We start from the raw sequence: 26,876 nt of genomic DNA, 5'->3' as shown, positions 1-26,876 counted from the left end.
CACGAGATGTCTTCCGAGAGCCCCGACATGTCCGAGCTGCCCCCGCTTCCCGTCACCTTCCGGCCCGGCCGCACGCGCGTCATCCTGCTCACCGCGGGCGCCGCGATCTTCGTCGTCATCGCGGCGGTCGCGCTGCTGCTGGAGAAGCTCGGACCGGGGGAGCGGCTCAGCTTCATCCTCACCGGCGCCCTGATGTTCGGCGTGCTCGCCCTGCTGGCGCGTGTCCGGGTGGTCGCCGACGAGGCCGGTGTCACCGTGGTGAACATCGCATCGCGGCGCCGTCTGGCCTGGGCCGAGATCGTCCAGGTCAATCTGCGCCCCGGCGACCCGTGGGTGTTCCTGAACCTGAGCGACGGCACCAGCCTGCCCGCGCTCGGCATCCAGCCCGGTATCGCCAAGGCCAAGGCCATCGCCGACGCCCGCGCCCTGCGCGCCCTCGCCGAGGCCCGCTCCGTGGAGGGCCCACAGGGCTGACCCGATACCCATAGGGGCGTACTCGGCAGCGCTCGCCCTGCCGCAAGTGCCCCTGTCTTGATTAATCTGGTGGCGGAGGCGTTCTCACGACGCCTCCGCCTCTCGTGGGTCCGACCGGTCCTTCGAAGGCCCCTGCTACCCGAGGAGTGATTCCCTCCAGCGATGGACGGATCGTCCTGTAGTACCTGCGCCGCCCGCCCCCGACATACCGGGGCGGCGGCATCATGAGTACCCCCCTGCTGCTCCTGGCAGCCGCGTTCCTCCTGATCCTCGCCAACGGTTTCTTCGTGGCCGCCGAGTTCGGCCTGGTCACCGTGGAGGCCACGGACGCCGAGCAGGCCGCCGCCGAGGGCGACCGACGGGCCCACCGGGTCGTCGCCTCCCTCCGGGAACTGTCCTTCCAGCTCTCCGGCACCCAGCTCGGCATCACCATCACCTCCCTGGTCGTCGGCATGCTCGCCGAACCGGCCCTGGCCCAGCTGCTGGGCGGCCCGTTCACCGCGATCGGCGTCCCCGAGGGGGCGGTGTCCGGTGTAGCCGTGGTCGTCGGCATGCTGCTGGCCTCGGCCGTGCAGATGGTGATCGGCGAGCTCGTGCCCAAGAACTGGGCGGTGTCACGGCCCCTGCAGGTCGCGCGCTTCGTCGCCGGCCCGCAGCACGTCTTCGCCCGGCTGTTCCGCCCGGTGATCGCCGCGCTGAACTCCGTCGCCAACCGGCTGGTCCGGGCCATGGGCATCGAGCCCGCCGAGGAGCTGGCGTCCGCCCGCACCCCCGGCGAGCTGGTCTCCCTGGCCCGTCACTCCGCGCAGGCCGGCGCCCTGGAGCAGGACACCGCCGACCTGTTCGTGCGGACCCTGTCCCTCGGCGAGCTGACCGCGCAGCATGTGATGACCCCGCGGGTGAAGGTCAGCGCGCTCCAGTCGTCGGCCACCGCCGAGGACGTGGTGAACCTGACCCGTGCCACCGGCCTGTCCCGCTTCCCGGTCTACCGGGAGCGGATCGACGAGATCGTCGGGATGGTCCATCTGAAGGACGCACTGGCGGTCCGTTCGGGGGACCGGCTGCGCACTCCCCTCGGCCGGATCTCCCGCCCCGCCCTGCTGGTCCCCGAGACCCTGCCGGTCCAGCCGCTCCTCGGCCGGCTGCGCAGCGAGCAGCCCATCGCCGTCGTCGTCGACGAGTACGGCGGCACGGCCGGCGTGGTGACCCTGGAGGACATCGTCGAGGAGATCGTCGGCGAGGTCCGCGACGAGCACGACGGGCAGGACCTGCCCGAACTCGCCGCGGCCCCGGCCGAGGACGGCCGCCCCGCCTGGGAGGCCGACGGCAGCTGCCGTGTCGACATCCTGCAGCGCATAGGACTCGACGTGCCCGAGGGCCCGTACGAGACCGTCGCCGGACTGGTCGCCGATCTGCTCGGGCGGATCCCGGCCGTCGGCGACAAGGCGGAGCTGCCGGGCTGGCGGCTGTCCGTGCGCCGGGTCGGGCACTACCGGGCCGAGCGGGTCCGGCTGGTGCGCACCGGCGCCGTCGTGGAGGTCGCCCGATGAGCGTCCTCCAACTTCTCTTCGCGGCCCTGCTCGTGCTCGCCAACGGCTTCTTCGTGGGCGCCGAGTTCGCCCTGGTCTCGGTCCGCCGCAGTCAGATCGAACCGCTCGGCACGGCCCGCGCCCGCCAGGTGCTGTACGGCCTGGAGCATCTGCCGCAGATGATGGCCGCCGCCCAGTTCGGCATCACCGTCTGCTCGCTGACGCTCGGCGCGGTCGCCGAGCCGACGGTGGCGCATCTGCTGGAGCCGGTGTTCGAGTGGGTGCGTCTGCCCGAGGGCATGATCCATCCGCTGACCTATGTCATCGCGCTCGCCGCGGTCGTCTTCTTCCATCTCGTGATCGGCGAGATGGTGCCGAAGAACCTGGCCATGGCGGCACCGGAGAAGGTCGCGCTCTGGCTGAGCCCCGGCCTGGTGTACTTCGCCCGCTTCTGCCGGCCGATCACCGTCGCCCTCGGCGCGGTCGCCAACTCCATCCTGCGGCTGTTCCGCGTCGAGCCGAAGGACGAGGTCGAGGCGGTGTTCACCAGCGAGCAGCTGAACCGGCTCGTCGAGGACTCCGGCCAGGCGGGACTGCTCGACCCCGAGGAGCAGGAGCGGCTCGAGGACGCCCTGGAGCTGGGCTCGCGCCCGGTGACGGACGTCCTGCTCCGGCGCGAGTCGCTGGTCACCGTCAGCCCCTCGGTCACCCCCGGCCAGATCGTCGCCCTCACCGCCCGCACCGGCTACTCCCGGTTCCCGGTCGCGGCAGAGAACGGCGCCGGCGCCTTCATGGGCTATCTGCATGTGAAGGACGTCCTGGACCTGGAGGAGTCCGAGCGGGCGGTGCCGCAGCACGTGTGGCGCCCGATGACGACCCTGCGCTCCGAACTGCCCCTGGACGACGCCCTGACCGTCATGCGCCGGGCCGCCACCCATCTGGCCCAGGTGGCCGACGCGTCCGGCCGGGTCCTCGGCCTGGTCGCGCTGGAGGACGTACTGGAGCTGCTGGTGGGCGAGGTCCGCGACCCGGCCCACCGGGAGCTGCCGGAGGGCCGGGTCACCGGTCCCCGGCTCAGCACGGGAGAACCGGAGGAGGCCATGGCCGGCTGAACCGGCCGCAAGGCCTGACAGCCGGACGGCCGCAAGGCCGCAGGATCCGTCAGCGGGCGGACGGATCCTGCGGCCCCCGCCCCGACAGCACCTCGCCGTACGCCTGCATCAGATCGGGCAGCCGCAGGGTCGCCAGCTCCTCGCGGGTCAGCGCACCGGGGTACGTCGACAGCCGCAGATCCCGGTAGGCGCAGCTCTTCTCGTACAGCGTCCGCAGGAACCGCCCGTTGCCCAGCTCGTCGATCCACCCCTGGTCGACCACATGCCCGGCGATGGACCGCAGCTCGTCCAGCGCCTCCTCGTCCCACAGGTCGCCGTTCTCGGCGGCCAGCACCTCGCCGATCGCGGTCAGTTCCAGCGGCCGGTACGAGGGGAAGTCGACGCGGGTGGTGAACCGGGAGGAGAGCCCGGGGTTGGCGGCCAGCAGCCGGTCCATGCCCTCGGGATAGCCCGCCAGGATCACGACCAGATGGTCGCGGTTGTCCTCGGCCCGCTTCAGCAGCACCTGCAGGGCCTCGTCGCCGTAGGCGTCGCCCTTGCCGTAGCCGGTGTTGGACAGCGAGTACGCCTCGTCCACGAAGAGCACGCCGCCGAGCGCCGAGTCGATCAGCTCGTTGGCCTTCACGGCGGTCTGCCCCAGATACTCGCCGACCAGGTCTGCCCGCTGGGCCTCCACGAGGTGGTCGCCGCCGAGCAGCCCGAGCGCGTAGAAGACCCGGCCCAGGATGCGGGCGACCGTGGTCTTGCCGGTTCCGGAGGGGCCGGAGAAGACGAAGTGCCGCTTGGGCGGCTGCACCGGCAGGCCCTGCCCGGCCCGCAGCCGCGCCATGTTCAGCTGCGCCGACAGCGCCTTCACCTGGCGCTTGACCGGCTCCAGCCCCACCATGCGCTCGAGTTCGGCCAGCGCCTCCTCGAGCAACGCGGGGTCGGTCGGCCCGGCGGGCAGCGACTGCGCGGGCACGGCAGCCTTCTCCCGCACCGCAGGATCCGCCACCGACGGCAAGGGCCCGGCCGGCGGCTCGGGCTCGGACAGCCGCAGATCGCGTCCCTCGACGCCGAACAGCGGATCGAGTCCCTCGGTGCCGTCGACGTCCTGCCCGAACCCGGCCAGCGTGATCGCGGCGAGGTCGGCGGAGTCGTCGTACCCGTCTCCCTCGGCGATGGCGGCGAGCCGGGCCGAGGTGTCCATGAAGGCCGGGTCGACGCGGTGCACCGCCCGGTAGAGGGGGAGCGCCGCCGCCGAGCGGCCGGTGCCCTCGAGCGCCCGGGCCAGCCAGTAGCGCAGCTCCTTGCGCTGCGGCTGCTCGCTGCGGCACCGCATCAGCGCGGCCGAGAGCAGCGGTTCGGCCTGCCCGTACATCTCCAGCCGCACCCGTGCCATGCCGCCGAACAGACCGGCCTCGATGCCGAGCATCGGGTCGTCGAGCAGCGGGTCGGTGTGCCGGACGAGCTGCTCCCAGTCCTTGACCAGATAGGCCCGGCAGGCGTGCAGAAAGCGGACCTGGTGGTCGGTGTCCACGGGCGGCAGCCCGGCGAGCGCGCGGTCCAGCTCGGGGACGTGCCGTCCGTCCAGCCAGTGCGAGGCGTGGGCCAGCAGCAGATCGCGCGGGCTCTCCAGCACCGGCTGCACCCACCAGCCCAGCCAGTACCAGGAGTTGAGCGTACGGCGGTGCCGGGCGCGCTGCTCCCCGAAGCGGTCCCGGTGCCGGAACATCCGCAGCAGCGCGGTCGTCGTGTCCACCCGCAGCGCGTGCAGGCCCAGCCAGCCGTCGGCCATCCCGGGATCGATCCGCACCGCGGTGCGGAACTCCTCCTCCGCCTGCGGATACGCTCCCATCGTGTAGGCGTCCACACCTCGCAGCCAGGCGAGGTCGGCCGGGGCCTCCGGGCCCTGCGTGCCGAAGTCCATCACGTCCCCCACAAACCGTGCCCCCCGTCGGTTGGCCGACCGCTCGCCCCCGGCCGCCGGTATCGAACCGCCGTACCGCGGACCGGAGTTGCCACGGTGCGCAGAGCAGCCGTCCGTAGGTCGCACCGTGGGCATCGTACCTGCGAGGGCGTGGTGCGCCCCAGGGTGCGGCACAGGCCGTCGGGGGTGGTGGGAGCACATCGGGGGAGCGCGCGGCGGTGACCGAGGGTGATCGGATCGCCCCTCTCGGCGCCGGGAAACGCCGTCCGGGCAGAACGAAGCCCCCGATCACGGGGGAACAACCGGGGGCTTCGCGTCTGGAGAGCGGTTTCTCTTGTCCGCTCATTGAGAACGTAAGACCTGTACGGCCCTTGGGTCAAGCCGAGTTGAGGCACTCCGGGAAGTCGCCGGGGAGCGTGCCTTCACAAGTTCAGCACATTGTCGATGGGTCGTCACGGTGGGTGACAGGACGGTCGGTTCAGGGCGTCACGGCAGGCCCGGGAGTCACCTTGAACCCCTTCAATCCCGGCTCACCCTCTTCTCTCGGCTCTCCCTGCCGGACCAGGAGGTCGGCGAAGGGCCGGGAGGGGTCGGCGGCGAAGTGCGCGCGCTCGGCCGTGACCCAGCCGTCCCAGAACTCCCGCTGTTCCTCCCCGTCGCGGGCACGGCCGCGGGCCCAGGACTCCTCGGCCGGCAGCTCCATCCACAGCAGCCGGGCCAGATACGGCCGCAGTGCGCGGCGGCCCGCGCCCACTCCCTCGACGACGACCACGGGATCGGGCGGCAGCGCGACCGGGGTTCCGAAGCGGCGGGCCCGCCAGTCGTAGGGGGCGTAGTGGGCGGTGCGGCCGCGGGTGAGCGGCTCGATCACCTGGGCGATGAGCCGGTCGGTCCAGCCGAACAGCTGGTCGTGACAGGCGAGATCGTCGAGATGGAGGACCGGGGCACCGCCGAGGGAGCGCGCCAGCTCCCCGGCGAACGTGGACTTCCCGGAACCGGCGTGCCCGTCGACGGCGATCAGCCGGACCGGGCCGCAGGAGGGGGACAGCCGGCGGAGCCGGGAGGCGAGGTCGTGAATCGTTCTTCCCGAAGTCGGAGGGAGTGCTGGACCGAGGTGCCGCAACATTCTAGTGGGCGGCCGGAACCGAGTCCGGACCGTGATGAGAAAACGTGTCGCTTTGAACTACTCCGCGATTTCTCCATTGCCGTCGAAAAACTCCGGCCAACCACGGTGAAATCGATGTTCCGGAGGTGGGCGACGCTGAGTAGGGTGCCTGGTGCACAACGGTGACGTGTCACAACGGGGGATGGGCTGGGACCGATGACCGCGGGGTTATTCGAGGGGCAGTACGTGTGGCATCCGGCGGCCGACGACCGGGTGCTCGCGCGCGTTTGCGTCGAGGTCCGGGCCGGGCGATATCTGGGCGCCCGCGAGGCATTGGCGGAAACCCGCGGCGACTTCGCGCTGCGGGCCCACCGCTCGCTGGTCCTCGCCTCCGAGGCCGCCGACTCCGACCTGGTGGAACGCTGGCTGGCGGAGGAGCCCGGCCCCGAGGCATCCCTGCTGTGGGCGCGGGTCGCGGTCGTACGGGCCCTGCGCGCGGCCGACGCGCACGACCCGCGGGCCGAGGCCCTGGAGCGGATCGCGCTGGCCGCCTGCGACCGGGCCGCGCACACCGACCCCGCCGATCCGACCCCCTGGGTGGCCAAGCTGGCGATGGCCCGGCTGCACCGGCTGCGGGACGCGGCCCCGAGGGGTCTGCTCACCGCGCCGCCCGGGCCGTGGCGCCTCTTCGCGCACGTCCTGTCGCTCGACCCCTGGCACCGCGAGGCCCATCATCGCTTCCTCGCCTGCTTCTTCCCCCGCCACGGCGGGTCGGTGACGGCCGCCTGGGACGTGGCCGCCTTCCTCGGCCAGCGCGCCCCGGCCGGCTCGGCCCTGGGGCTGCTGCCCCTGGTCGCCCTCGTCGAGTGCTACGACCCGACCCGGCTGCTCGCCGACCGAGTCTGGGAGCAGCCGCAGTGGCGCGCCACCGCGGTCGCCCTGCACCGCGACTGGCTGCCCACCGTGGCCGACTACGCCTTCACCCCGGTCCTCGACCTCGCGTACCTCGCGCACGCCCTGGTCATGGCCCGGCGTGAGGAGGAGGCGCGTACGGCGTTCACGGCCATGGGGCCGTACGCCTCGCGCATGCCCTGGGCCGCCTTCGGCGACCCGGCCGACGAGCTGTCCCGGGCGCGCCGAGCCTGTGGGCTGCCCGTCCCGGGCACCTGACGGCCCTCCACCCCCCACCGAGAGGAAGGTCCGACCCGTGTCCTCACGGATATCGGCCTCGCGTGCCCGGGCGCGCGGGGCAGTGGATCCGATCGCCCTGGACGACGACGCGACCCTGCATGCGATGGGTTATCCGAGGAAACTCACACGTCGTTTTCAGGCGTTCGACAATTTCGCCATATCCTTCACCGTCATCAATGTCGTAGCCGGAATCTTCTCCGGTTTCGGATTCGGTTGGAATGCGGGCGGTCCCGCAATTCTCGTCTTCGGCTGGATCGGTGTCTCCGTCATGGTGCTCTTCGTGGGGGCATCGATGGCGGAAGTCGCCTCGGCCTATCCGACGAGCGGTGCCCTGTATTTCTCGGCGGGGAAACTCGCCCGCCGGCACAAGGGTGCCTGGTCCTGGTACACGGGCTGGCTCAACTTCGCCGGCCAGGTCGGTGGGACGGCCGCCACCGGGTACGCCGCCGCCATCTTCCTGCAGGCCCTGATCACGCTGCAGTGGCCCGGCTACGAGCCGACCGGCCACCGGACGGTGCTGATCACGGCCCTGATCATCGTGGCGCAGGGGCTCGCCAACACCTACACCGTGCAGCTGGTCGCCGTGCTGAACCGGATCTCCGTGTGGTGGCTGCTCATCGGGCTGGCGGTCATCGTGACCGCCCTCGTCACCGTGCCCGATCAGCACCAGCCGGCGTCGTTCGTCACCCATTTCGCGAACAACACCGGTTTCACGACAGGCCTTTACGGCGGCATGCTCGGACTGCTCGTCACCAGCTGGACGTTCACCGGCTTCGACGGCAGCTTCCACATGTCCGAGGAAACGGTCCGGGCGACCGTCAACGCGCCGAAGGGGATCACCCGTTCCATCGCCTCCTCGGCACTGGCCGGTCTCGTACTGATGTGCGCCCTCGTCTACAGCGCCCGGGACTACGACCGGGTGGCGGCGGCAGACTCCCCTCCCGTGCGCATCCTGATCGACGGGGTCGGTCTGGCCGCCGCGAAGGCACTGCTGCTCATCGTGATCGGCGCCATGCTGTTCTGCGGACTGGCCAACCTCACCAGCAACGCCCGGCAGATCTTCGCGTTCTCCCGGGACGGCGCGATGCCGGGCTCCCGCTGGTGGCACTCGGTGTCCCCGCGCACCCGCACCCCGGTGAACGCGGTGTGGCTCGCGGTCGGCTGCTCGCTCGTGCTGGTCCTGCCCGGCTGGTGGTCGCGCACGGCGTTCACCGCCATCGTCAGCATCAACGTCGTCGGGCTCTTCCTCGCCTACGGCATCCCGATCCTGCTGCGGCTGCGGCTCGGCGACGCCTTCCAGCCCGGCCCCTGGCACCTGGGCCGCTGGGGCCGGCCCGTCGGGGTGGTGGCGGTGGCCTGGATCCTGTTCAGCAGCGTGCTGTTCATGCTGCCGCACGCCGCGCCGATCACGGTGACCTCGTTCAACTACGCCCCGGTCGTCCTGGCGGGCGTCCTGGGCGTGGCGACGCTGTGGTGGTTCACCTCGGCGCGGCGCCGCTTCCACGGCCCGGTGAGCTACGGCCGCCCCGACGAGGTCGCCGCCATGGACCTCGTCTGAGGCCGCGTCACAGGCCCCCGGCGTACGCCGTCCCGGTGTACGCCGGGGCCCGGGCGCACCCGGGCCGGGGTCGGACATGACAGGCACGTCCGTACACAACCGCAGGTCATGCCAGTGGTCGAGACCAATATTGGCGGGCGCGCCCGGGGTCGAAGTGCTGGCGGACGGTGCCTCATGCAGCCATAGTTGCCGCACACCCGTGCACCGGACCCACCCGACTCGACACCTGGGGGTCTCCCGCCCATGAGCTCAGCCGAACAACCGTCCCGCAGAATCGTTCTGGCGGCAGCGGTGGCCACCGCCGTCACCGGCGCCGCGGGACCCGCGGCCGCCGCCGGCACCGCCGTCGGGCCCGACACCGGCCGGCCCGGCCGCCCCGACCGGGCCGCCGCCCGCCAGGTCGACAACCATGCCTGGACCTCGTACACGGACTGGCGCGGCGGCACCGCCGCGGGCACCCGCGCCGTCGCCGGCGCCCGCCCCGGCCTGGTGATCGGCACCCCCGCGGGCACCACCGACCACACGGATCCGCACACCGGGAAGACGGCCCGCTGGGAGTACGCGACCTGGACGTCCCCCGTCCACCGCCTCTCCGTCCCGGCGACCGAGGCCATCGCGTCCTGGAACGCGCACACGCCGGCCGGGAGCTGGATCCAGATCGAGCTCAAGGGGACCTACTCCGACGGCACCGCCACCCCCTGGTACGTCATGGGGCGCTGGGCGGCCGGCGACCAGGACATCCGCCGCACCTCCGTCGATGACCAGAGCGACGACCGCAGCAGCGTCTGGACGGACACCTTCGCGATCGACGACCCGGCGACCGGGCTGCGCCTCGCCTCGTACCGGCTGCGGCTGACCCTGTACCGCAAGCCCGGAACCAAGGTCACCCCGAAGGTCTGGCTGGCCGGTGTGATGGGCTCCGACGTGCCGGACCGCTTCACCGTCCCCGCCTCCGAACCCGGCCTCGCCCGCGAGCTGAAGGTCCCGCGCTACTCGCAGGAGCTGCACGTCGGCCAGTACCCGGAGTACGACAACGGTGGCGAGGCCTGGTGCAGCCCCACCTCCTCGCAGATGATCATCGAGTACTGGGGCGGTCGGCTCACCCCCGAGCAACTGGCCTGGGTGAACCCGGAGTTCACGGACCCGCAGGTCTGCCATGCCGCCCGTTTCACCTACGACCACCAGTACGAGGGCTGCGGGAACTGGCCGTTCAACGCGGCCTACGCGGCCACCTTCGATGGCCTCCAGGGCGTGGTCACCCGGCTCGGCTCGCTGACCGACCTGGAGACGCTGATCGCCGCCGGCATCCCGGCCATAACGTCCCAGTCGTTCCTCGCGGAGGAGCTGACCGGGGCCGGATACGGCACCTCCGGGCACCTCATGACCGTCGTCGGCTTCACCGCCGACGGCGACGTGATCGCCAACGACCCCAACTCGCCGACCAACGAGGCCGTGCGGCGCGTCTACCAGCGGCGCGAGTGGGAGAACATCTGGCTCCGGACCAAGCGCTACAACGCGAGCGGCAAGGTCGTCTCCGGCACGGGCGGCGTCTGCTACCTGTACTTCCCGGCGCGGCCGACGCCCCGCCAGCGTGCCGCGCTCGCGGCGGTGGGCGTGCGCTGAGCCGATCCGACAGGGCTCCGGGCCGACCGGGGCCCTGTCTGCTCAACGGCGCTGTGGGCAACGTCTCGGCCGCACAGGCGGTTGGCGGTGGCAAGGTGGGGCATATGACCGCGCACTCCACCTCGGCGGGCCGCGTCCGCACGGGCGGACCCCGGGAAGACGGCCCCAAGATCTTCGAGCACCTCATGGGCTGGACCCTCGTCGTGGTGCTCGCCATGCTCGTCACTCAGCTCGGACTGCTGTGAGCTGACCCACATCGGGCCTCCGGGCCGGACATATACCGACCCTGCCGTGAGCGGACCCGTCAGCCTCGATCACACTCGAACAGGCAGCTGGCGCACGTCTGCCATACTGCCGGGATGTCCCGCCGCCCGTTGGATAACAGGGTCGAAATTGAATATTAGTCAACAGCGCGACGCGGCCCGTCCCAGGGCCCGCGGCACCGAGCGTTCGATGGCGCGCCGTGCCGAACTCATCGCCATCGGGCGGAAGCTGTTCGCCGACACGTCCTACGACGCGCTCTCCATGGACGACATCGCCCGGCAGGCCCATGTGGCCAAGGGGCTCATCTACTACTACTTCCAGTCCAAGCGCGGCTACTACCTCGCGATCATCCAGGACTCCGTGGCCGACCTGGTCACCTTCGCGGCGAGCGGCGGCGAGCTGGAGCCGGTGGACCGTGTGCACCGCACCATCGACAGCTATCTGCGCTACGCCGAGCACAACCAGGCCGCGTACCGCACGATCGTCAGCGGCGGCGTCGGCTTCGACACCGAGGTGCACTCCGTCCGGGACGGCGTGCGCGAGGCGATCGTCGCCACCATCGCGGAGGGCGCGTACGGCCGTACCGACATCGCCCCGCTCGCGCGGATGGGCCTGCTGGCCTGGGTGTGCAGCGTGGAGGGTGCCACCCTCGACTGGATCGACCGCCCCGAACTGTCCCGCGACACCATGCGCGAGCTGCTGGTGAAGACCCTGGGCGGATCCCTGCGCGCCGTCGAGGAGCTCGACCCCGCCTACCGGGCCCCGCAGCCGGCACGCCGCGCGCCCTGACCGGCACGGCAAGGGGCGGAGGCTCGTGGTCCTCCGCCCCGAGTCCCCCGTCGGACCGGTTACCTGATGGCCTTGATCAGCTCGCCGTTCGCGGTATCGCCGCTCAGCTCCCAGAAGAAGGTGCCGCCGAGGCCCTGCTGGTCCTTGTAGGTCATCTTCGTGCCGACGGTGGCCGGGGTGTCGTAGCTCCACCACTGGTCACCGCACTTGGCGTACGCGGTGCCGCCCACCGTGCCGGTCGCCGGGCACCTGCTCCTCAGCACCTTGTAGTCCTCGATGCCCGCCTCGTACGTGCCGGGCGCGGCGCCCGTCGCGGTGCCGCCGGGTGCCGACTGCGTGACGCCGGTCCAGCCGCGGCCGTAGAAACCGATGCCGAGCAGCAGCTTGGACGACGGGACGCCGAGGCCCTTGAGCTTGGCGATGGTCGCCGAGCTGTGGAAGTCGGCCTTCGGGATGCCGGAGTACGAGGTCAGCGCCGAGTGCGGAGCCGTGGGACCGGTCGCGTCCCAGGCGCCGAAGAAGTCGTACGTCATCGGGTTGTACCAGTCGACGTACTGGGCGGCGCCCGCGTAGTCCGCCGCGTCGATCTTGCCGCCGCTCGTGGCGTCCGCGGTGATCGCCGCGGTGACCAGGTTGCCGGAGCCGAACTTGGCGCGGACCGCCGACATCAGGTTCCTGAACGCGTCCCGGCCGCTGGTGTCGCAGGTGGCGCCGCAGGCGTTCGGGTACTCCCAGTCGATGTCGATGCCGTCGAAGACGTCGGCCCACTTGGAGTTCTCGACCAGGTCGTAGCAGGACTGCGCGAACGCGGCCGGGTTGCGGGCGGCCTCACCGAACCCGGTCGACCAGGTCCAGCCGCCGAAGGACCACAGGACCTTCAGGCCCGGGTGCTTCTTCTTCAGCTCGCGCAGCTGGTTGAAGGTGCCGCGCAGCGGCTGGTCCCAGGTGTCGGCGACGCCGTCCACCGACTCGGCGGCGGTGTAGGTGCGTTCCGTCGCGGCGTAGGAGTCGCCGATCGCGCACTTGCCGCCGGTGACGTTGCCGAAGGCGTAGTTGATGTGGGTCAGTCTGTCCGCGGACCCGGACGTCTCGATGTTCTTGACGTAGTACTTGCGGTCGTACGTGCCCCATTCGGTGAAGTAGCCGACGACCTTGGAACCGGCGGCGGCCCGTGGGGCGGGGGAGGCGGGCTCGGCGGTGGCGGGGCCCGCCCCGGCGAGCAGTCCGGCGCCGAGGACCGCCGCGCAGGCGGCGGACACGAGCGCCAGGAACCGGGAGCGTGGGGGGTGTGAGAAGTGCATCGGGGTGTGTCTCCTCCGTGGGGAGAGGGGAGCTGAGCCGATTGGCATGAACGCGATGATGGGAACCGCTCCGTCACGGTAGGAGGACTAGACCAGTACGTCAATGGTTCGGACCAATCCGCCTGCCATAACGTGCTGGACACGTCTCGGAGTGAGCGGTCGTTAACTGGTGACGGCATGCGTCCGATCGGGCATACTCACAGCGCACAGCCGCTGGTCAGCAGCCTCCGAGACCCGGAGTTGGCGAGCATCGGACTGGCACCCGAGAGACCTGGCGGAGCCGCCATACCCACGGCGATACGTCCGCCGACGTGCCCGACAGGGAGGATCGTCGCCATGACCGACCGCGCCCCGCAGCCGGTGGACCGCCTACTGCCCTCGGACGAGGCCCGGGATCTGATCTCGCTCGTCCGCGACATCGCGCAGCGCGAGATCCGCCCGAAGGCCGCCGAGGAGGAGGAGGCCGGACTCTTCCCGCGCAAGGTCTTCACCCTGCTCTCCGACTCCGGCCTGCTCGGCCTGCCCTACGCCCACGAGTACGGCGGGGGCGACCAGGAGTACGAGGTCTACCTCCAGGTCCTCGAGGAGCTCGCCGCGGCCCGCCTCACCGTCGGACTCGGGGTGAGCGTGCACACCCTCGCCAGCTACGCCCTCGCCGCCTACGGCACCGAGCAGCAGCGGAGCCGGTTCCTGCCGGCGATGCTCGGCGGCGGCCTGCTCGGCGCCTACTGCCTGTCCGAGCCGGCGTCCGGCTCCGACGCGGCCTCCCTGCGCACCAAGGCGGTCCGGGACGGCGACGACTGGGTGATCACCGGCACCAAGGCGTGGATCACCCACGGCGGCGTCGCCGACTTCTACACCGTCATGGCCCGCACCGGCGAGGAGGGCCCGCGCGGCATCACCGCGTTCCTGGTGCCCGGCGACGCCGAGGGGGTCGGCGCGGCACCGCCGGAGAAGAAGATGGGTCTGAAGGGCTCGCCCACCGCGCAGGTCCACTTCGACGGCGTCCGGGTCGGCGACGACCGGCGCCTCGGTGAGGAGGGCCAGGGCTTCGCGATCGCCCTGTCCGCGCTCGACTCGGGCCGGCTCGGCATCGCGGCCTGCGCGATCGGCGTGGCCCAGGCGGCGCTGGACGAGGCCGTCACCTACGCGACCCAGCGTCGGCAGTTCGGCAAACCGATCGCCGACTTCCAGGGCCTGCGCTTCATGCTCGCCGACATGGCCACGCAGATCGAGGCCGGCCGCGCCCTGTACCTGGCCGCCGCGCGGCTGCGGGACGAGGGCCGGCCGTTCGCCAAGCAGGCCGCCATGGCGAAGCTGCACTGCACCGACACCGCGATGAAGGTCACCACCGACGCCGTCCAGATCCTCGGCGGGTACGGCTACACCGCCGACTTCCCGGCCGAGCGGTACATGCGCGAGGCCAAGGTCCTGCAGATCGTCGAGGGCACCAACCAGATCCAGCGGATGGTCATCGCCCGTCACCTAGCGGGTCCCGAGTCACGCTGAACTGCCCGCGCTTGACCTGCGGCGCCGCGAGCCGGATCCACTCCGGGTCGTGGTGTCCGGGCAGCGTCCGGCCGCGGTCCGCCCACATCCGCATCAGGTCGCGGTAGATGGGCGGATCCTGCTGCTGCGGGGGCGCCGGCGGCTGAAGCGTTCCCGTGGGGCGCGGCACGAAGACGCGTCGCTGGGGCCCGGTCGCGGAGTAGGTGGGGGGCATACCCGGGCAACGCGGAGGCAGCCGGACAAGTCACCGCCCCGGGGATTCGGGCGTGCGTTCGCGGCCACACCCGTCACGGCGGGTAGGGCCCGCGCGCGCACGCCGAACGTCAACACGCCCCGGCGCACGGCCTGTTGACGGGCGGCGTGCGCACGACTCCCGCACCACGGCGCGCAGTGCGGTGCCATGGTGCGGGGCGGTGAAGAGACTTCAGGAACGCGCGCGGCGAGGCGTGTGGACGCCCGCTCAGGCGGCGTGGCGGCGCATGACCGGCACCCGCATGGGCCGTGAGCCCGGGCCGCCGACGTGCGAGAAGGGCTGGGTCCGCCAGTCGAGCCCCTGAGGGAGCGTCAACAGCAGGGCGGTGTCCTGCTCCTGGGGCTCCGCCGACTCGTCCGCGGAGCGGGCCTCGGAGGCCGGGCGGCCGGTCCCCGCGCAGACGGTGAGGCCGAACGGGTTCCACGGCGAGGCGCACAGCGCGTGCTCGGGCAGGACCTCCTCGTCCGCCAGCAGCGCGATCGGCTGCGCGCAGTCCGGGCAGATCACCCGGTACATCTCGAAGGTGTCGTACGCGTCGAGTTCGTCGTCCTCCAGGGCGTCGGGTTCGACACCCTCCGGAGCGGGCTCGACGACGAGCTGCCGGCGCTTGGGTGCCGTACGACCAGGACGCTTAAGACTCTGCATGGGATTCTCCCCCTCGGGCTGGGCCGTGAAGGCGCTGCGGCCTCGACCACAGCAAGCACTTCCCTCCGGCCCAGGGCGTTAATCACGAGCCCATCACGGAGCCTGCTCGGCGCCTGTGGCCTTCGTCACATGCCGCCCGCAGGTGCCCGCGGCGGCCGGTTTGTCCCCCGGCGGACCGGCGGCGGCCCGGTGCCGACATCACGAAGCGGGCATGACCTGGGACGCGAGGTATCCGAGGAGATCACGAGCCCTGTAGGTTCTTGCCATGGAGGAGCTGGACCGACAGATCGTGCAGCTGCTCGTCAAGGACGGGCGGATGAGCTACACCGACCTGGGCAAGGCCACCGGCCTGTCCACGTCGGCCGTGCATCAGCGGGTGCGCCGGCTGGAGCAGCGCGGCGTCATCCGCGGCTATGCCGCGGTCGTGGATCCGGAGGCCGTGGGACTGCCCATGACCGCCTTCATCTCGGTGAAACCCTTCGACCCCAGCGCCCCCGACGACATCGCGGACCGGCTGGCGGGCGTGCCCGAGATCGAGGCCTGCCACAGTGTGGCCGGCGACGAGAACTACATCCTCAAGGTCCGGGTGGCGACCCCGCACGAGCTGGAGGAGCTGCTGGCCAGGCTGCGCTCGCTGGCGGGCGTCTCGACCCGCACGACCGTGGTCCTCTCCACGCCGTACGAGGCACGGCCGCCGAGGATCTGACGGCCCTCCCGGCGACCCCCGTCCGAGGGCGCCCGGCCGAGGCGCGAGACTGTTCCCATGAGTGAGAGCACCGCCCAGCCGCAGACCGTCCTCCTCCGCCGCGGAGAGGTCCACAGCCCCGCCGATCCGTTCGCCACCGCGATGGTCGTGGAGCGCGGCCAGATCGCCTGGGTCGGCTCCGAGGGGGCCGCCGACGCCTTCGCGGACGGTGTGGACGAGGTCGTCGACCTGGACGGCGCGCTGGTCACCCCGGCGTTCACCGACGCGCATGTGCACACCACCGCGACCGGTCTCGCGCTGACCGGGCTCGACCTCTCCGGTGCCCCCTCCCTGGAGGCCGCCCTCGCCCTGGTGCGCGAGTTCGCCGCCGCCCGCCCGGGCGACCGTGTCCTGCTCGGGCACGGCTGGGACGCCGCCCGCTGGCCCGGCGGCCGCCCCCCGACGCGCGCCGAACTCGACGAGGCCACCGGCGGCCGCCCGCTCTACCTCTCCCGGATCGACGTCCACTCGGCGGTCGTCACGACGGCCCTGCTCGAGATGTCCCCGGGCGCCGCCGGCGCGCCGGACGCCCCGCTCGTCGCCGACGCGCACCACTCCGTCCGCGCCACCGCCCTGGCCGCCCTGACCGCGGCCCAGCGCACCGAGGCCCAGCGGGCCGCCCTCGTGCACGCCGCGTCCCTCGGCATCGGCACCGTCCACGAGTGCGGCGGACCCGACATCTCCTCCGAGGACGACTTCACCGGCCTGCTCCGGCTCGCCGCGGAGGAGAGCGGCCCGCGCGTCGTCGGCTACTGGGCCGAACAGGACGTCGACAAGGCCCGCGAGCTCGGCGCCATCGGCGCGGCCGGCGACCTGTTCGTCGACGGCGCCCTCGGTTCGCACACCGCCTGCCTGCACGAGCCCTACCGCGACGCCGGGCACACCGGTACCGCCTACCTGGACGCGGCCGCCGTCGCCGCCCATGTCGTCGCCTGCACCGAGGCGGGCCTCCAGGCGGGCTTCCACGCGATCGGCGACGCCGCCGTGACCGCCGTGGTCGACGGGATGCGCGCCGCCGCCGACAAGGTCGGCCTCGCCCGGATCCGCGCCGCCCGCCACCGCGTCGAGCACGCCGAGATGCTCACCCCCGAGACCGTCGCCGCCTTCGCCGAACTCGGCCTGACCGCCTCCGTGCAGCCCGCCTTCGACGCCCTGTGGGGCGGCGAGGACGGTATGTACGCCCAGCGCCTGGGCGTAGAACGGGCCCGCGCCCTCAACCCGTTCGCGGCCCTGCTGCGCGCCGGGGTGCCGCTCGCGTTCGGCTCGGACAGCCCGGTCACGCCCCTGGACCCCTGGGGCACGGTCCGCGCCGCCGCGTTCCACCGCACGCCGGAGCACCGGGTGTCGGTGCGCGCCGCGTTCACCGCGCACACGCGGGGCGGCTGGCGCGCCGTCGGGCGGGACGACGCCGGCGTCCTGGTGCCGGGCGCCCCCGCCGACTACGCCGTGTGGCGCACCGGCGCCCTGGTGGTCCAGGCGCCCGACGACCGGGTCGCGCGCTGGTCGACCGACCCGCGCTCCGGCACCCCCGGCCTTCCCGACCTGTCCCCGGGCCGTGACCTGCCGGTCTGTCTGCGCACGGTGGTGGGCGGACGCACGGTCTTCGTACGGCCGGGCGAGTGATCTACCGGGGTGGCGTGCGCGGCCCCGACCCGCGCCACGGCGTCGTACGACCTGGGAATCCCTTGCGCTGACCTGGGACGCTTCCGAAAAGCCGCAGGTCGCACGCCTGTTGACAGGCGGAGGTCCGGGGCCGGTAGGTTCGGCGGCGTCCACCACCGGACGCCCGACCGGACCACCGGGGAACTTCCGGGAACCCGTCGCAACGCCGCTGGGTCAGGGACGGTGTGCCGCACCGGCGCACCGCCACTGGGAGCCAGGCTCAGCGCCGGCGCGGCGACGACGGAACGTTCCGGCCTGTCGGGGAGGTGTGACCCGGGTGGGGCCCGGGCGCTCAGTAGACAACGGCTTCAGGTCGACCCGCAGCCGGCGGGTCCCAGGTCGGCCCGAAGGGCGCCGGGCCCCCATCCGCAGACGGCCGCGCACCGCTCCCGCGCATCCACCGCCCCCGTACGACCGTGCCGTCACGTCGGCGCAGGCCGCGCCCACTATGGTGGACCTCTGCGGACGGACATGAAGGGGCAGCAGTGAACGACGGCGACGGGACCCTCGCGGCACAGGACCGGGGGAGACAGTTCGGGCCGCTCGGCACGGCATTGGTGATCATCCCGACCTACAACGAGGCGGAGAACATCAAGGCCATCGTCGGCCGGGTCCGCGCGGCGGTCCCCGACGCGCACGTGCTCGTGGCCGACGACAACAGCCCCGACGGCACGGGCAAGCTCGCGGACGAGCTGGCCGTCGAGGACGATCATGTCCAGGTCCTGCACCGCAAGGGCAAGGAGGGCCTCGGCGCGGCCTATCTCGCGGGCTTCCGCTGGGGTCTGGAGCACGGCTACGGCGTGCTGATCGAGATGGACGCCGACGGATCCCACCAGCCCGAGGAACTGCCCCGGCTGCTGACCGCGCTCAAGGGGGCCGATCTGGTCCTCGGGTCGCGCTGGGTGCCGGGCGGCCGGGTGGTGAACTGGCCCAAGTCCCGTGAGTTCATCTCCCGCGGCGGCAGCCTCTACTCCCGTCTCGCCCTCGACCTGCCCCTGCGGGACATCACGGGCGGCTACCGCGCCTTCCGCCGCGAGACCCTGGAAGGGCTCGGCCTGGACGATGTCGCGTCCCAGGGCTACTGCTTCCAGGTCGACCTGGCCCGCCGTGCCGTCAAGGCCGGCTACCACGTCGTCGAGGTCCCGATCACCTTCGTGGAGCGCGAGCTCGGCGACTCCAAGATGAGCCGCGACATCCTCGTCGAGGCGCTGTGGCGGGTCACCACCTGGGGTGCGCGGGAGCGCGTGGGCAAGCTCGTCAACCGCGCCAAGCCGTCCGCGCCGCAGCGGCCGTAAGGGCTGTCCCGTCATTCCCGGTGGATCGGCGCGCGGCGTCGGATGCGGTGCATCGCAAGGCGTCGCGCGCCCGCCGGGAATGACGGGACAGCCCTTAGGCACAGGGCCGCCTCTTATACCGCTCTGAACCGGGCCCAGGCACACTGGACCCATGACGACTGGCGCACCCACTCCCACCTCGCCCGCCCGGCCCCGGCGGTCCCGTCGGCGCGGCCTCCTGCCGCTGGGCGTCGCCGCGTGGCTGGTGCTGGAGATCTGGCTGCTGACGGTGGTGGCGGACGTGGCCGGCGGGCTCACGGTCTTCCTGCTGCTGGTCGCCGGACTCGTGCTCGGCTCCGTGGTCGTGAAGCGGGCGGGCCGACGTGCGTTCCAGGCGCTGAACGAGGCGCTCCAGCGGGGCGGGACCCCGGAGCGCGGCGGCGGCAACGGCCTGATGATGCTGGGCGGCCTGCTGATCATGCTGCCGGGCCTGGTGTCGGACGCGCTGGGCCTGCTCCTGCTGATCCCGCCGGTGCAGAAGGTGGTCGGCCGGCTGGCGGAGCGGACGTTCGACCGCAAGCTCCGCGAGGCGACGGGCGGGTCGTTCGGCGACGCCTTCCAGCAGGCGCGCATCCACCGCCCCGACGGCAAGGTCGTCCAGGGAGAGGTCGTCCGCGAGCGGCCCGGGGACGACGAGCCGCAGGACCCGCGCCCGCCGCTGACGCGCTAGCGCGGCCGGCTCCCGTACAGCGTCCGGCTTCAGCACAGCGTCCGGCTTCAGCACAACGCACAAAACCGCAGGTGCCGTGGGCACCTGCGGTGTATGTGCGCTCGTTCGGCCGAGGTCCGCTAGGCGGACTTGCGGCTGTCCCGGGGATGAACGGCGATGTTCATCGCCCCTGACCGGAGAACGGCGAGACGCTCCTCGAGGACCTCTTCGAGTTCCTCGCGGGTACGCCGCTCCATCAACATGTCCCAATGCGTACGCGCGGGCTTGGCCTTCTTCTCCTCAGGGCCGTCGCCGTCGACGAGGAGTGCCTGGGCCCCGCAGACCTTGCACTCCCACTCCGGCGGGATCTCCGCCTCGACCGAGAAGGGCATCTCGAACCGGTGCCCCTTCTCGCATGCGTACTCCACGGCCTGGCGCGGGGCCAGGTCGATGCCGCGGTCCGTCTCGTAGCTGGTCACCACGAGGCGCGTGCCGCGAAGAGCTCGCTCACTCATGAATCGTGCCTCCCGGGCTTGTCGCCCACAGGACAGGTGTCGCTGTCGTCGTCATCCGGTCAACGTCCGGTCGGCGGTAAAGATTCCCGTTCCGAGTCACGTTCCGGGTCATGCGTCGCCGTCGTAGCCGCAGCCTTGCTGACCAATGTCGTACCCACCGGCGCCCGGTTTGTCACATCTGTTAGGAGATGTGACCCAGCGTTTCGGCATCTTTGACGCGCAGTAACGGTACGCCTGGTAGGCCAAACGCGTACACTACCGCCCTTTCACTCCGAACGCTAAATCGTGGGCGGTACGGGGTTGCCCGCCTCGCTGATCGCCCGCCGTACGGGTACCCGCGCGAGCAGGATGAACCCGATCACGAAGAAAGCCACGAGCGAGATGATCGCGTCCCGGTAGCTCCCGGTGACCTGGTAGGTCAGACCGAACAGCAGCGGACCCAGCCAGCTCATGCCCCGGTCGCTGATCTCGTACGCCGAGAAGTACTCGGCCTCCTTCCCGGGCGGCACCAGGTGGGAGAACAGGGAGCGCGACAGCGCCTGGCTGCCGCCGAGGACCAGTCCGATCCCGGCCGCCAGCACGAAGAACCACACCGGCGCCCCGGCCGGCAGGAAGTATCCGGCCGCCAGCGTGAGCGTCCAGGCGACCAGCGAGCCGAGGATGGTCCGCTTCGCCCCGTGGACGCGGGCCAGCCGGCCCATGGTCAGCGCGCCGGCCACCGCGAGCACCTGCACCAGCAGCACGGCCCCGATGAGGGTGGACTGGCTGAGCCCCAGCTCCTTGGAACCGTAGACCGACGCCTGGGTGATCACCGTCTGGATGCCGTCGTTGTAGACCAGATAGGCCAGCAGGAAGGCGAGCGTCAGCGGGTGCCGGCGCATGTCGCGCAGGGTCGCGGCGAGCTGCCGGAACCCCGTCGTCGTACCGCGCTGCAGGCCGGCCTTCTCGGCGGACGGCCCGCGGTCGCGCAGCCGCAGCAGCGGCACCAGCGCGAAGACGCCCCACCACAGGCCGGCCGAGGCGAGGCAGATACGGACCGCCATGCCCTCGGAGACCCCGAAGGTCTCGTGCCCCAGATACAGGGCGAGGTTCACGACCAGCATCAGCGAGCCCGCCGCGTAGCCGAACGCCCAGCCCCGGGAGGAGACGGCGTCGCGCTCCTCGGGAGGGGCGATCTGCGGCAGGTAGGAGTTGTAGAGCATCATCGCGACGGACTGCGCGGCGTTGGCCACCACGAGCAGCAGGCCGCCGAGCAGGTAGCGGTCCCCGTCCAGCAGGAACATCGCCGTGGTCGCCGCGGCGCCCGTGTAGGCGGCGGCCGCCAGGAGCGGCTTCTTGCGGCCCGTCCGGTCGGCGGCGGCCCCGACCAGCGGCATCACCAGCACGGCCACGACGACCGACAGGGACACCGAGTACGCGAAGAACGACCCCGCACGCACCGGGACGCCCAGCGGGTGGACGAATCCGTCCGCGTCGGCCGCCGCCTCGGCGACCGACGTCAGATACGGGCCGAGGAACACGGTGAGCACGCTCGTCGAGTAGACGGAGCAGGCCCAGTCGTAGAAATACCAGCCGCGCTGTTCGCGGCGCCGTCCGGCGGCGTCGTCGGCCGCCTCCGTGCGCACGGTATCGGTGCCCACCCCGTGCCCTCGCTTCCCCGTGGAGATCCCGCGCGAGGGCGGAGCCGTACGGGACTCGGGTCAGACCCAGACGCCCCGGTCCTCCATGACCTTGCGCAACGTGTCGATGTGATCGGTCATGATGCCATCCACTCCCAGGTCCAGGAGCCGGTGCATCCGCTCCGGATCGTTGACGGTCCACACGTGCACCTGGAGCCCGCGCGCGTGAGCCGTCCGCACGAAGCGGTGGTCGACGACCTGGACGCCGGACTGGGCCTCGGGAACCTGGGCGGCAACGGCCGAGCGGCGCAGCGCGGCAGGCACGCCCCACGAGCGCAGCCTCAGATTGAGCACCCCACGTGTGCCGTACGACGTCGCCAGGCGCGGGCCCGCCAGGCGCTGTGCGCGCACCACGCGCGCCTCGGAGAAGGAGCCGACGCAGACGCGGTCCCAGGCGTTCGCCCGCTCGATCAGCTCCAGGAAGGGGTGGAGCGCCGGCTCCGCCTTGAGGTCGACGTTCCAGCGGACCTCGGGGAACGTCTCCAGCAGCTCCTCGAACAGCGGCACCGGCTCCCGGCCGGCCACCCGGGCCTGCCGCACCTCCGCCCACGGGAGGTCCGCGATCCGGCCCGCGCCGTCCGTCACCCGGTCCAGCGTGGCGTCGTGGAAGGCGACGAGCCGTCCGTCGCGTGTGGTGTGGACGTCGGTCTCGATGTACCGGTAGCCCTCTTCCACGGCGCGGCGGAACTGCAGTGCCGTGTTCTCCAGGCCGTCCGCCGCCCCGCCCCGGTGGGCGAAGGGGAGGGGACCGGGATGGTCGAGGTAGGGGTGGCGTATCCGCGGGGTGCTCACGGACGCAGTATCGCTCCTTCGGGTCGCGCGCCGGCAACGACGGTGCGGCTGCCGGACGCCCCCGGGACGGCGAACACCCGCAGGAACAGCTGGGCGAGCGGTCCGATGGACAGCGCGTACAGGATCGTGCCGACGCCGACGGTGCCGCCCAGCGCGAAGCCGGTCGCGACGACCGTGATCTCGACGGCCGTGCGCATCAGCCGGATGGAACGCCCGGTGCGCTGGTGCAGGCCGGTCATCAGGCCGTCCCGGGGGCCCGGGCCGAAGCGGGCGGCGATGTAGAGGCCGGTCGCCACGCCGTTCAGGACGATGCCGATCACCAGGAGCGGGATCCGTGCGGCCAGGGCGCTCGTCTCGGGGAGGAGCGCGAGGGTGCCGTCCATCGCGAGGCCCACCACGAACACGTTGGAGACGGTGCCGAGGCCCGGACGCTGGCGCAGCGGGATCCAGAGCAGCAGCACGGCCGCGCCGACGATGATCGACATGACGCCGATGGTCAGGCCTGTGCGTTCGGCGAGACCCTGGTGGAGGACGCCCCAGGGCTCCAGTCCGAGCCCGGCGCCGACGAGCATCGCCGAGCTCACTCCGTAGAAGGCGAGCCCGGCGTACAGCTGGGAGAGCCGTCGTGCCAGATGCCGCTGGGTGGACAATTCAGCCCCCTGGTGGTGGTAGTGGCCTGGTACGTGACACCCTGTGGCTTGGGATGCAACGCCATCCATGGCCAATTCGAAGTAGGTGGACTGGTAGTCATGGCGCAGTGGACTTCCGCGGTGGGTGCCGCGCAGCTCGCCCGTCTCCTCACCTCGCAGCAGGACCGCCCCGCCGGACCCGGTACCCGGCGTCCGCCCGCGTACCGGGCGCTGGCCGACGGTATCCGGCTGCTCGTCCTGGAGGGCCGTGTCCCGGTCGCCGCCCGTCTGCCCGCCGAGCGGGAGCTGGCCCTCGCGCTGTCCGTGAGCCGGACGACCGTGGCCGCAGCCTATGAGGCGCTGCGTGGTGAGGGGTTCCTGGAGTCACGGCGCGGGGCCGGGAGCTGGACGGCCGTACCGGCCGGCAATCCGCTGCCCGCGCGCGGGCTGGAGCCGCTGCCGCCCGAGGCGCTCGGCTCGATCATCGACCTGGGGTGCGCGGCGCTGCCCGCCCCCGAGCCCTGGCTGACCCGTGCCGTCCAGGGCGCCCTGGAGGAGCTGCCGCCGTACGCGCACACGCACGGCGACTATCCCGCCGGGCTGCCCGCGATGCGGGCGATGATCGCCGACCGGTACACGGCACGCGGCATTCCCACCATGCCCGAGCAGATCATGGTGACGACCGGCGCGATGGGCGCCATCGACGCGATCTGCCATCTGTTCGGCGGGCGCGGCGAGCGGATCGCAGTCGAGTCGCCGTCCTACGCCAACATCCTCCAGCTGATGAGGGAGGCGGGCGCCCGGCTGGTGCCCGTCGCGATGGCGGAGGGGCTGGCCGGCTGGGACATGGACCGGTGGCGGCAGGTCCTGCGGGACGCGGCGCCGCGCATCGCCTACGTCGTCGCCGACTTCCACAACCCCACCGGCGCCCTGGCCGACGAGGACCAGCGCCGGCGGCTCGTGGACACCGCCCGGTCGGCGGGGACCGTGCTGATCGCCGACGAGACCATGAGCGAGCTGTGGCTCGACCCGGACCTGGAGATGCCCCGTCCGGTGTGCGCGTTCGACCCCGCCGGGTCGACCGTCATCACCGTCGGCTCGGCCAGTAAGGCGTTCTGGGCCGGTATGCGGATCGGCTGGGTCCGGGCCGCCCCGGACGTCATCCGCAGCCTGGTGGCCGCCCGGGCCTACGCCGACCTGGGCACGCCCGTGCTGGAGCAGCTCGCCGTCAACTGGCTGTTCGGCACCGGCGGCTGGGAGCAGGCGGTTCAGGCGCGGCGCGTCCAGGCCCGCGAGAACCGGGACGCGCTGGTGGCCGCCGTCCGCCGGGAACTGCCCGGCTGGGAGTTCGAGGTGCCGAGCGGCGGCCTCACCCTCTGGGTCCGCACCGGCGGTCTGTCGGGCTCGCGCCTCGCGGAGGCGGGCGAGCGCGTCGGCGTCAGGGTGCCGTCCGGGCCCCGCTTCGGTGTGGACGGCGCCTTCGAGGGGTATGTGCGGCTGCCGTTCACCGTGGGTGGCGCGGTCGCCGAGGAGGCCGCGAGCCGGCTGGCCGCGGCGGCGCGCCTGGTGGAGAGCGGGGTCACGGGCGGCGCCGAGACGGCGCGGCCCTTCGTGGCCTGACCGGGCCGCGCCCGGTCCTCCGCGCCCGGTCCTCCGCGCCCGGTCCTCCGCGCCCGGTCCGCGCCCGGTCGGGGCGCGGCAGGACGACTTGTGGCTCAGGACGACTCGGCCACCACGGCCTCGACCGGGACCGGCTCCGGCTCCGGCTCGGGGTCCGCCTTCGTCAGGCTCGGGGACGGCTCCGCCTCCATCGGCGTGGTGCGCTCGGGCAGCAGGTCCAGGACCGCCTGCCGGTGCGCCTCGCTCGTCGCGTCGTCGTACGGGTCCGGGGTGGCCGGCACCTGGAGGCGGTGGACCGGGCCGGTGCCCAGACGGGCGTAACCGCGGCCGGGCGGGGTGTCGGCGACCGGGGTGGTGTGCGGGGGAGCGCCGAGGACGGACTCCAGCTGCTCGGCCGTCGCCGGGCCGAGCACGACACGCGCGCGGGTGTGCTGCCGTACGGGGTCGCCGAGGGCGTCCAGGGCGTCCCACTGCTCGGCCACGACCACCGTGATGCCGGCGGCGCGGCCGTGCCGCAGGGGCACCTGGAGCAGGGACTGCGGGTCCTTGCGGCCGTCGGCGGCGGCCAGGTGCGTGAAGACGGTCGGGCGGTCCAGCAGGACCCACAGGGGGCGCTTGGTGTCCTCGGGCGGCGGGTTGCCGGCCTGGCGGGCCCGGTTGACGGCGATCAGGCGCCGTTCCGTCTCGGTCGCCACCCATTCGATGCTGGCCACCGCCCCGGCCAGCCCGCACTCCACGGCCAGGACACCGTCGCGGCCGGTGAGACAGGCGTACTCGCCGGTGCCGCCGCCCTCGACGATGACCACGTCGCCGTGCTGGAGGGCCTGGAGCGCGATGGAGCGCAGCAGGGTGGACGTGCCGCTGCCGGGCTGCCCTACGGCCAGCAGATGCGGCTCGGTGGAGCGCAGACCGGTGCGCCACACGACCGGGGGGACGTCGCGCTGATGGCCGCCGTGGGTGAGCGGCAGGGTGCGGCGGACCCGGGTGGCGTCGGTGAAGCCCAGCACGGTCTCGCCCGGTGCCGTGACGAAGCGCTGCGCGGCGATGTCCGTGGGCAGCGGGGCGAGCGCCGACACCGTCAGCTCGTTGCCCTCCTCGTCCCAGTCGAAGTGGTACTCCCGGCCGCGTCCGGCCTTGGAGGTCAGCAGATGCTCGATCCGGGTACGGGCCTGCGTCTCGCCGTCGGTGAAGTAGGCCGGGTAGCGGATCAGCAGCCGGGCCACCCGGCCGGTGGCGTCGAACTCGTACTCGGGCAGGGCCTTCTCCCAGTCGCCGCCGTGGGAGTACAGCGGCTCGGGATCGTCGGGAGCGGAGAAGTACGGGACGAGCGCCTCGTACAGCGCCTTCAGCCGCTCCGTCCGCGACGGGTCGGGGCCGTCGGGAGCCGCCGGCTTGCGGTCCCTGCCCTGCCAGGCTGCCGCCGCCATCAGGGTGATGACGGCGAGCAGCGGCCCGTACGGCACGAGCGCGACGACCAGGACCACCGAGGCCACCAGGAAGACCAGCGCACCGCGCTTGTCCTTGGGGGTCTCGGTCCATCTGCGCCGTCCGGCGGCAGCCAGCCGGCGCAGACCGCGGGTGATCGTGATCAGCGGGTGCAGGACGTCGGAGGCGCTGTCGCCCGCCGTCCGGGCCAGCTCCCGGCTACGGGCGAACTGCGTCCGGGCCAGCTCTCGGCTCCGGGCGAACTGTGCGCTGCCGGTGCTCAGGATGCGGGGGAGGGGGCGGCGGGCCACTGCTGTCTCCTACGAGTGCGTACGGGCGGGAGGGGGCGGCGTCAGAACTGGATGCCGCCCAGGAGGCTCGCCAGGCTCTCGCCGCCTGCCTTGATGCTCGGGGCGATGGCCGTGCTTGCCAGATAGAAGCCGAACAGGGCCGAGATCAGGGCGTGCGACGCCTTCAGCCCGTCCTTGCGGAAGAAGATGAAGACGACGATGCCGAGCAGTACGACGCCTGAGATGGAGAGGATCATCTGAGTGCTCCTGGTTT

At 72.3% G+C, this 26,876-nt stretch carries 24 protein-coding genes; 14 read left to right on the top strand and 10 right to left on the bottom strand.

What is annotated here, in order from left to right:
- Window positions 1-27 precede the first annotated feature (27 nt).
- The 3 genes from DC008_RS05245 to DC008_RS05235 all read left to right on the top strand — a co-directional run bounded on the left by DC008_RS05245 (window position 28) and on the right by DC008_RS05235 (window position 3,115).
- The gene (locus tag DC008_RS05245; RefSeq protein ID WP_108705938.1) at window positions 28-474 is read left to right on the top strand and encodes a PH domain-containing protein; all 447 of its coding nucleotides are present in this window, start codon (window positions 28-30) and stop codon (window positions 472-474) included.
- Window positions 475-698: 224 nt separating this feature from the next.
- A complete protein-coding gene (locus tag DC008_RS05240) occupies window positions 699-2,024 on the top strand; it encodes a hemolysin family protein (RefSeq protein ID WP_108705937.1) in 1,326 nt (441 codons plus the stop codon).
- Entirely contained in the window at window positions 2,021-3,115 is a 1,095-nt protein-coding gene (locus DC008_RS05235; RefSeq protein ID WP_108705936.1) for a hemolysin family protein, read from the top strand. Before DC008_RS05240 ends, DC008_RS05235 begins: the two co-directional genes overlap by 4 nt.
- Before the next feature lie 49 nt (window positions 3,116-3,164).
- On the opposite strand, the gene DC008_RS05230 is transcribed toward DC008_RS05235, so the two are convergent.
- Window positions 3,165-5,024, bottom strand: coding sequence for an AAA family ATPase (locus DC008_RS05230; protein WP_108705935.1), 1,860 nt, complete (start codon window positions 5,022-5,024; stop codon window positions 3,165-3,167).
- Window positions 5,025-5,502: 478 nt separating this feature from the next.
- Window positions 5,503-6,150, bottom strand: coding sequence for a uridine kinase family protein (locus DC008_RS05225; RefSeq protein WP_108705934.1), 648 nt, complete (start codon window positions 6,148-6,150; stop codon window positions 5,503-5,505).
- 195 nt (window positions 6,151-6,345) lie between these two features.
- Here DC008_RS05225 and DC008_RS05220 point away from each other — a divergent pair, with 195 nt between their 5' ends.
- From DC008_RS05220 to DC008_RS05200, 5 genes are all read left to right on the top strand, one after another.
- The gene (locus DC008_RS05220) at window positions 6,346-7,299 is read left to right on the top strand and encodes a hypothetical protein (RefSeq protein ID WP_208645812.1); all 954 of its coding nucleotides are present in this window, start codon (window positions 6,346-6,348) and stop codon (window positions 7,297-7,299) included.
- 37 nt (window positions 7,300-7,336) lie between these two features.
- Entirely contained in the window at window positions 7,337-8,878 is a 1,542-nt protein-coding gene (locus DC008_RS05215; protein ID WP_108705932.1) for an amino acid permease, read from the top strand.
- 243 nt (window positions 8,879-9,121) lie between these two features.
- Window positions 9,122-10,501 carry a peptidase C39 family protein gene (locus DC008_RS05210; RefSeq protein WP_108705931.1) on the top strand — a complete coding sequence of 460 codons (1,380 nt, stop codon included), beginning with the start codon at window positions 9,122-9,124 and terminating at the stop codon, window positions 10,499-10,501.
- A gap of 104 nt (window positions 10,502-10,605) precedes the next feature.
- The gene (locus DC008_RS05205; RefSeq protein WP_107096825.1) at window positions 10,606-10,746 is read left to right on the top strand and encodes an SCO1431 family membrane protein; all 141 of its coding nucleotides are present in this window, start codon (window positions 10,606-10,608) and stop codon (window positions 10,744-10,746) included.
- A gap of 148 nt (window positions 10,747-10,894) precedes the next feature.
- Window positions 10,895-11,554 (top strand): TetR/AcrR family transcriptional regulator, encoded by a 660-nt coding sequence (locus DC008_RS05200; RefSeq protein WP_108705930.1) that lies wholly within the window; start codon window positions 10,895-10,897, stop codon window positions 11,552-11,554.
- Between the two features lie 59 nt (window positions 11,555-11,613).
- Here the strand turns inward: DC008_RS05200 and DC008_RS05195 are convergent, their stop codons facing one another.
- Complete coding sequence (locus DC008_RS05195; RefSeq protein WP_108705929.1) at window positions 11,614-12,855, bottom strand: glycoside hydrolase family 18 protein; 1,242 nt, start codon at window positions 12,853-12,855, stop codon at window positions 11,614-11,616.
- Between the two features lie 336 nt (window positions 12,856-13,191).
- Between DC008_RS05195 and DC008_RS05190 the strand changes: the two genes are divergently transcribed.
- The gene (locus DC008_RS05190; RefSeq protein WP_108705928.1) at window positions 13,192-14,364 is read left to right on the top strand and encodes an acyl-CoA dehydrogenase family protein; all 1,173 of its coding nucleotides are present in this window, start codon (window positions 13,192-13,194) and stop codon (window positions 14,362-14,364) included.
- 460 nt (window positions 14,365-14,824) lie between these two features.
- Here DC008_RS05190 and DC008_RS05180 read toward each other — a convergent pair whose 3' ends face one another.
- Window positions 14,825-15,262: a hypothetical protein gene (locus DC008_RS05180; RefSeq protein ID WP_055623728.1), complete on the bottom strand. Its 438-nt coding sequence runs from the start codon at window positions 15,260-15,262 to the stop codon at window positions 14,825-14,827.
- A gap of 265 nt (window positions 15,263-15,527) precedes the next feature.
- Here DC008_RS05180 and DC008_RS05175 point away from each other — a divergent pair, with 265 nt between their 5' ends.
- From DC008_RS05175 to fxsA, 4 genes are all read left to right on the top strand, one after another.
- The gene (locus DC008_RS05175; RefSeq protein WP_004002750.1) at window positions 15,528-15,968 is read left to right on the top strand and encodes an Lrp/AsnC family transcriptional regulator; all 441 of its coding nucleotides are present in this window, start codon (window positions 15,528-15,530) and stop codon (window positions 15,966-15,968) included.
- Between the two features lie 57 nt (window positions 15,969-16,025).
- Entirely contained in the window at window positions 16,026-17,630 is a 1,605-nt protein-coding gene (locus DC008_RS05170; protein WP_108705927.1) for an amidohydrolase, read from the top strand.
- Window positions 17,631-18,154: 524 nt separating this feature from the next.
- Window positions 18,155-18,964 carry a polyprenol monophosphomannose synthase gene (locus tag DC008_RS05165; RefSeq protein ID WP_108705926.1) on the top strand — a complete coding sequence of 270 codons (810 nt, stop codon included), beginning with the start codon at window positions 18,155-18,157 and terminating at the stop codon, window positions 18,962-18,964.
- Between the two features lie 151 nt (window positions 18,965-19,115).
- Window positions 19,116-19,673 (top strand): FxsA family membrane protein, encoded by a 558-nt coding sequence (gene fxsA / locus DC008_RS05160; protein ID WP_108705925.1) that lies wholly within the window; start codon window positions 19,116-19,118, stop codon window positions 19,671-19,673.
- A 119-nt stretch (window positions 19,674-19,792) separates the two neighbouring features.
- On the opposite strand, the gene DC008_RS05155 is transcribed toward fxsA, so the two are convergent.
- The 4 genes from DC008_RS05155 to yczE all read right to left on the bottom strand — a co-directional run bounded on the left by DC008_RS05155 (window position 19,793) and on the right by yczE (window position 23,288).
- On the bottom strand, window positions 19,793-20,167 hold the full coding sequence (locus DC008_RS05155; RefSeq protein WP_003977404.1) for an RNA polymerase-binding protein RbpA: 375 nt from the start codon (window positions 20,165-20,167) through the stop codon (window positions 19,793-19,795).
- A gap of 278 nt (window positions 20,168-20,445) precedes the next feature.
- Window positions 20,446-21,807: an MFS transporter gene (locus DC008_RS05150; RefSeq protein WP_108705924.1), complete on the bottom strand. Its 1,362-nt coding sequence runs from the start codon at window positions 21,805-21,807 to the stop codon at window positions 20,446-20,448.
- 60 nt (window positions 21,808-21,867) lie between these two features.
- Entirely contained in the window at window positions 21,868-22,638 is a 771-nt protein-coding gene (locus tag DC008_RS05145) for a glycerophosphodiester phosphodiesterase family protein (RefSeq protein ID WP_108705923.1), read from the bottom strand.
- Window positions 22,635-23,288, bottom strand: a complete 654-nt coding sequence (gene yczE, locus DC008_RS05140; protein WP_108705922.1) for a membrane protein YczE — start codon at window positions 23,286-23,288, stop codon at window positions 22,635-22,637. Before yczE ends, DC008_RS05145 begins: the two co-directional genes overlap by 4 nt.
- Before the next feature lie 99 nt (window positions 23,289-23,387).
- On the opposite strand from yczE, the gene DC008_RS05135 reads away from it, so the two are divergent.
- The gene (locus DC008_RS05135) at window positions 23,388-24,887 is read left to right on the top strand and encodes an SCO1417 family PLP biosynthesis transcription factor (protein ID WP_108705921.1); all 1,500 of its coding nucleotides are present in this window, start codon (window positions 23,388-23,390) and stop codon (window positions 24,885-24,887) included.
- A 95-nt stretch (window positions 24,888-24,982) separates the two neighbouring features.
- Here DC008_RS05135 and DC008_RS05130 read toward each other — a convergent pair whose 3' ends face one another.
- Both DC008_RS05130 and DC008_RS05125 read right to left on the bottom strand, forming a co-directional pair.
- Window positions 24,983-26,623 (bottom strand): hypothetical protein, encoded by a 1,641-nt coding sequence (locus tag DC008_RS05130; RefSeq protein WP_108705920.1) that lies wholly within the window; start codon window positions 26,621-26,623, stop codon window positions 24,983-24,985.
- 41 nt (window positions 26,624-26,664) lie between these two features.
- Entirely contained in the window at window positions 26,665-26,859 is a 195-nt protein-coding gene (locus DC008_RS05125; RefSeq protein WP_004002760.1) for a hypothetical protein, read from the bottom strand.
- Window positions 26,860-26,876 lie beyond the last annotated feature (17 nt).

Source organism: Streptomyces nigra (assembly GCF_003074055.1).
Lineage (GTDB): Bacteria > Actinomycetota > Actinomycetes > Streptomycetales > Streptomycetaceae > Streptomyces > Streptomyces nigra.
Note: the sequence above shows the minus strand (reverse complement) of the source record. Positions and strands in the feature narration are given on the sequence as shown.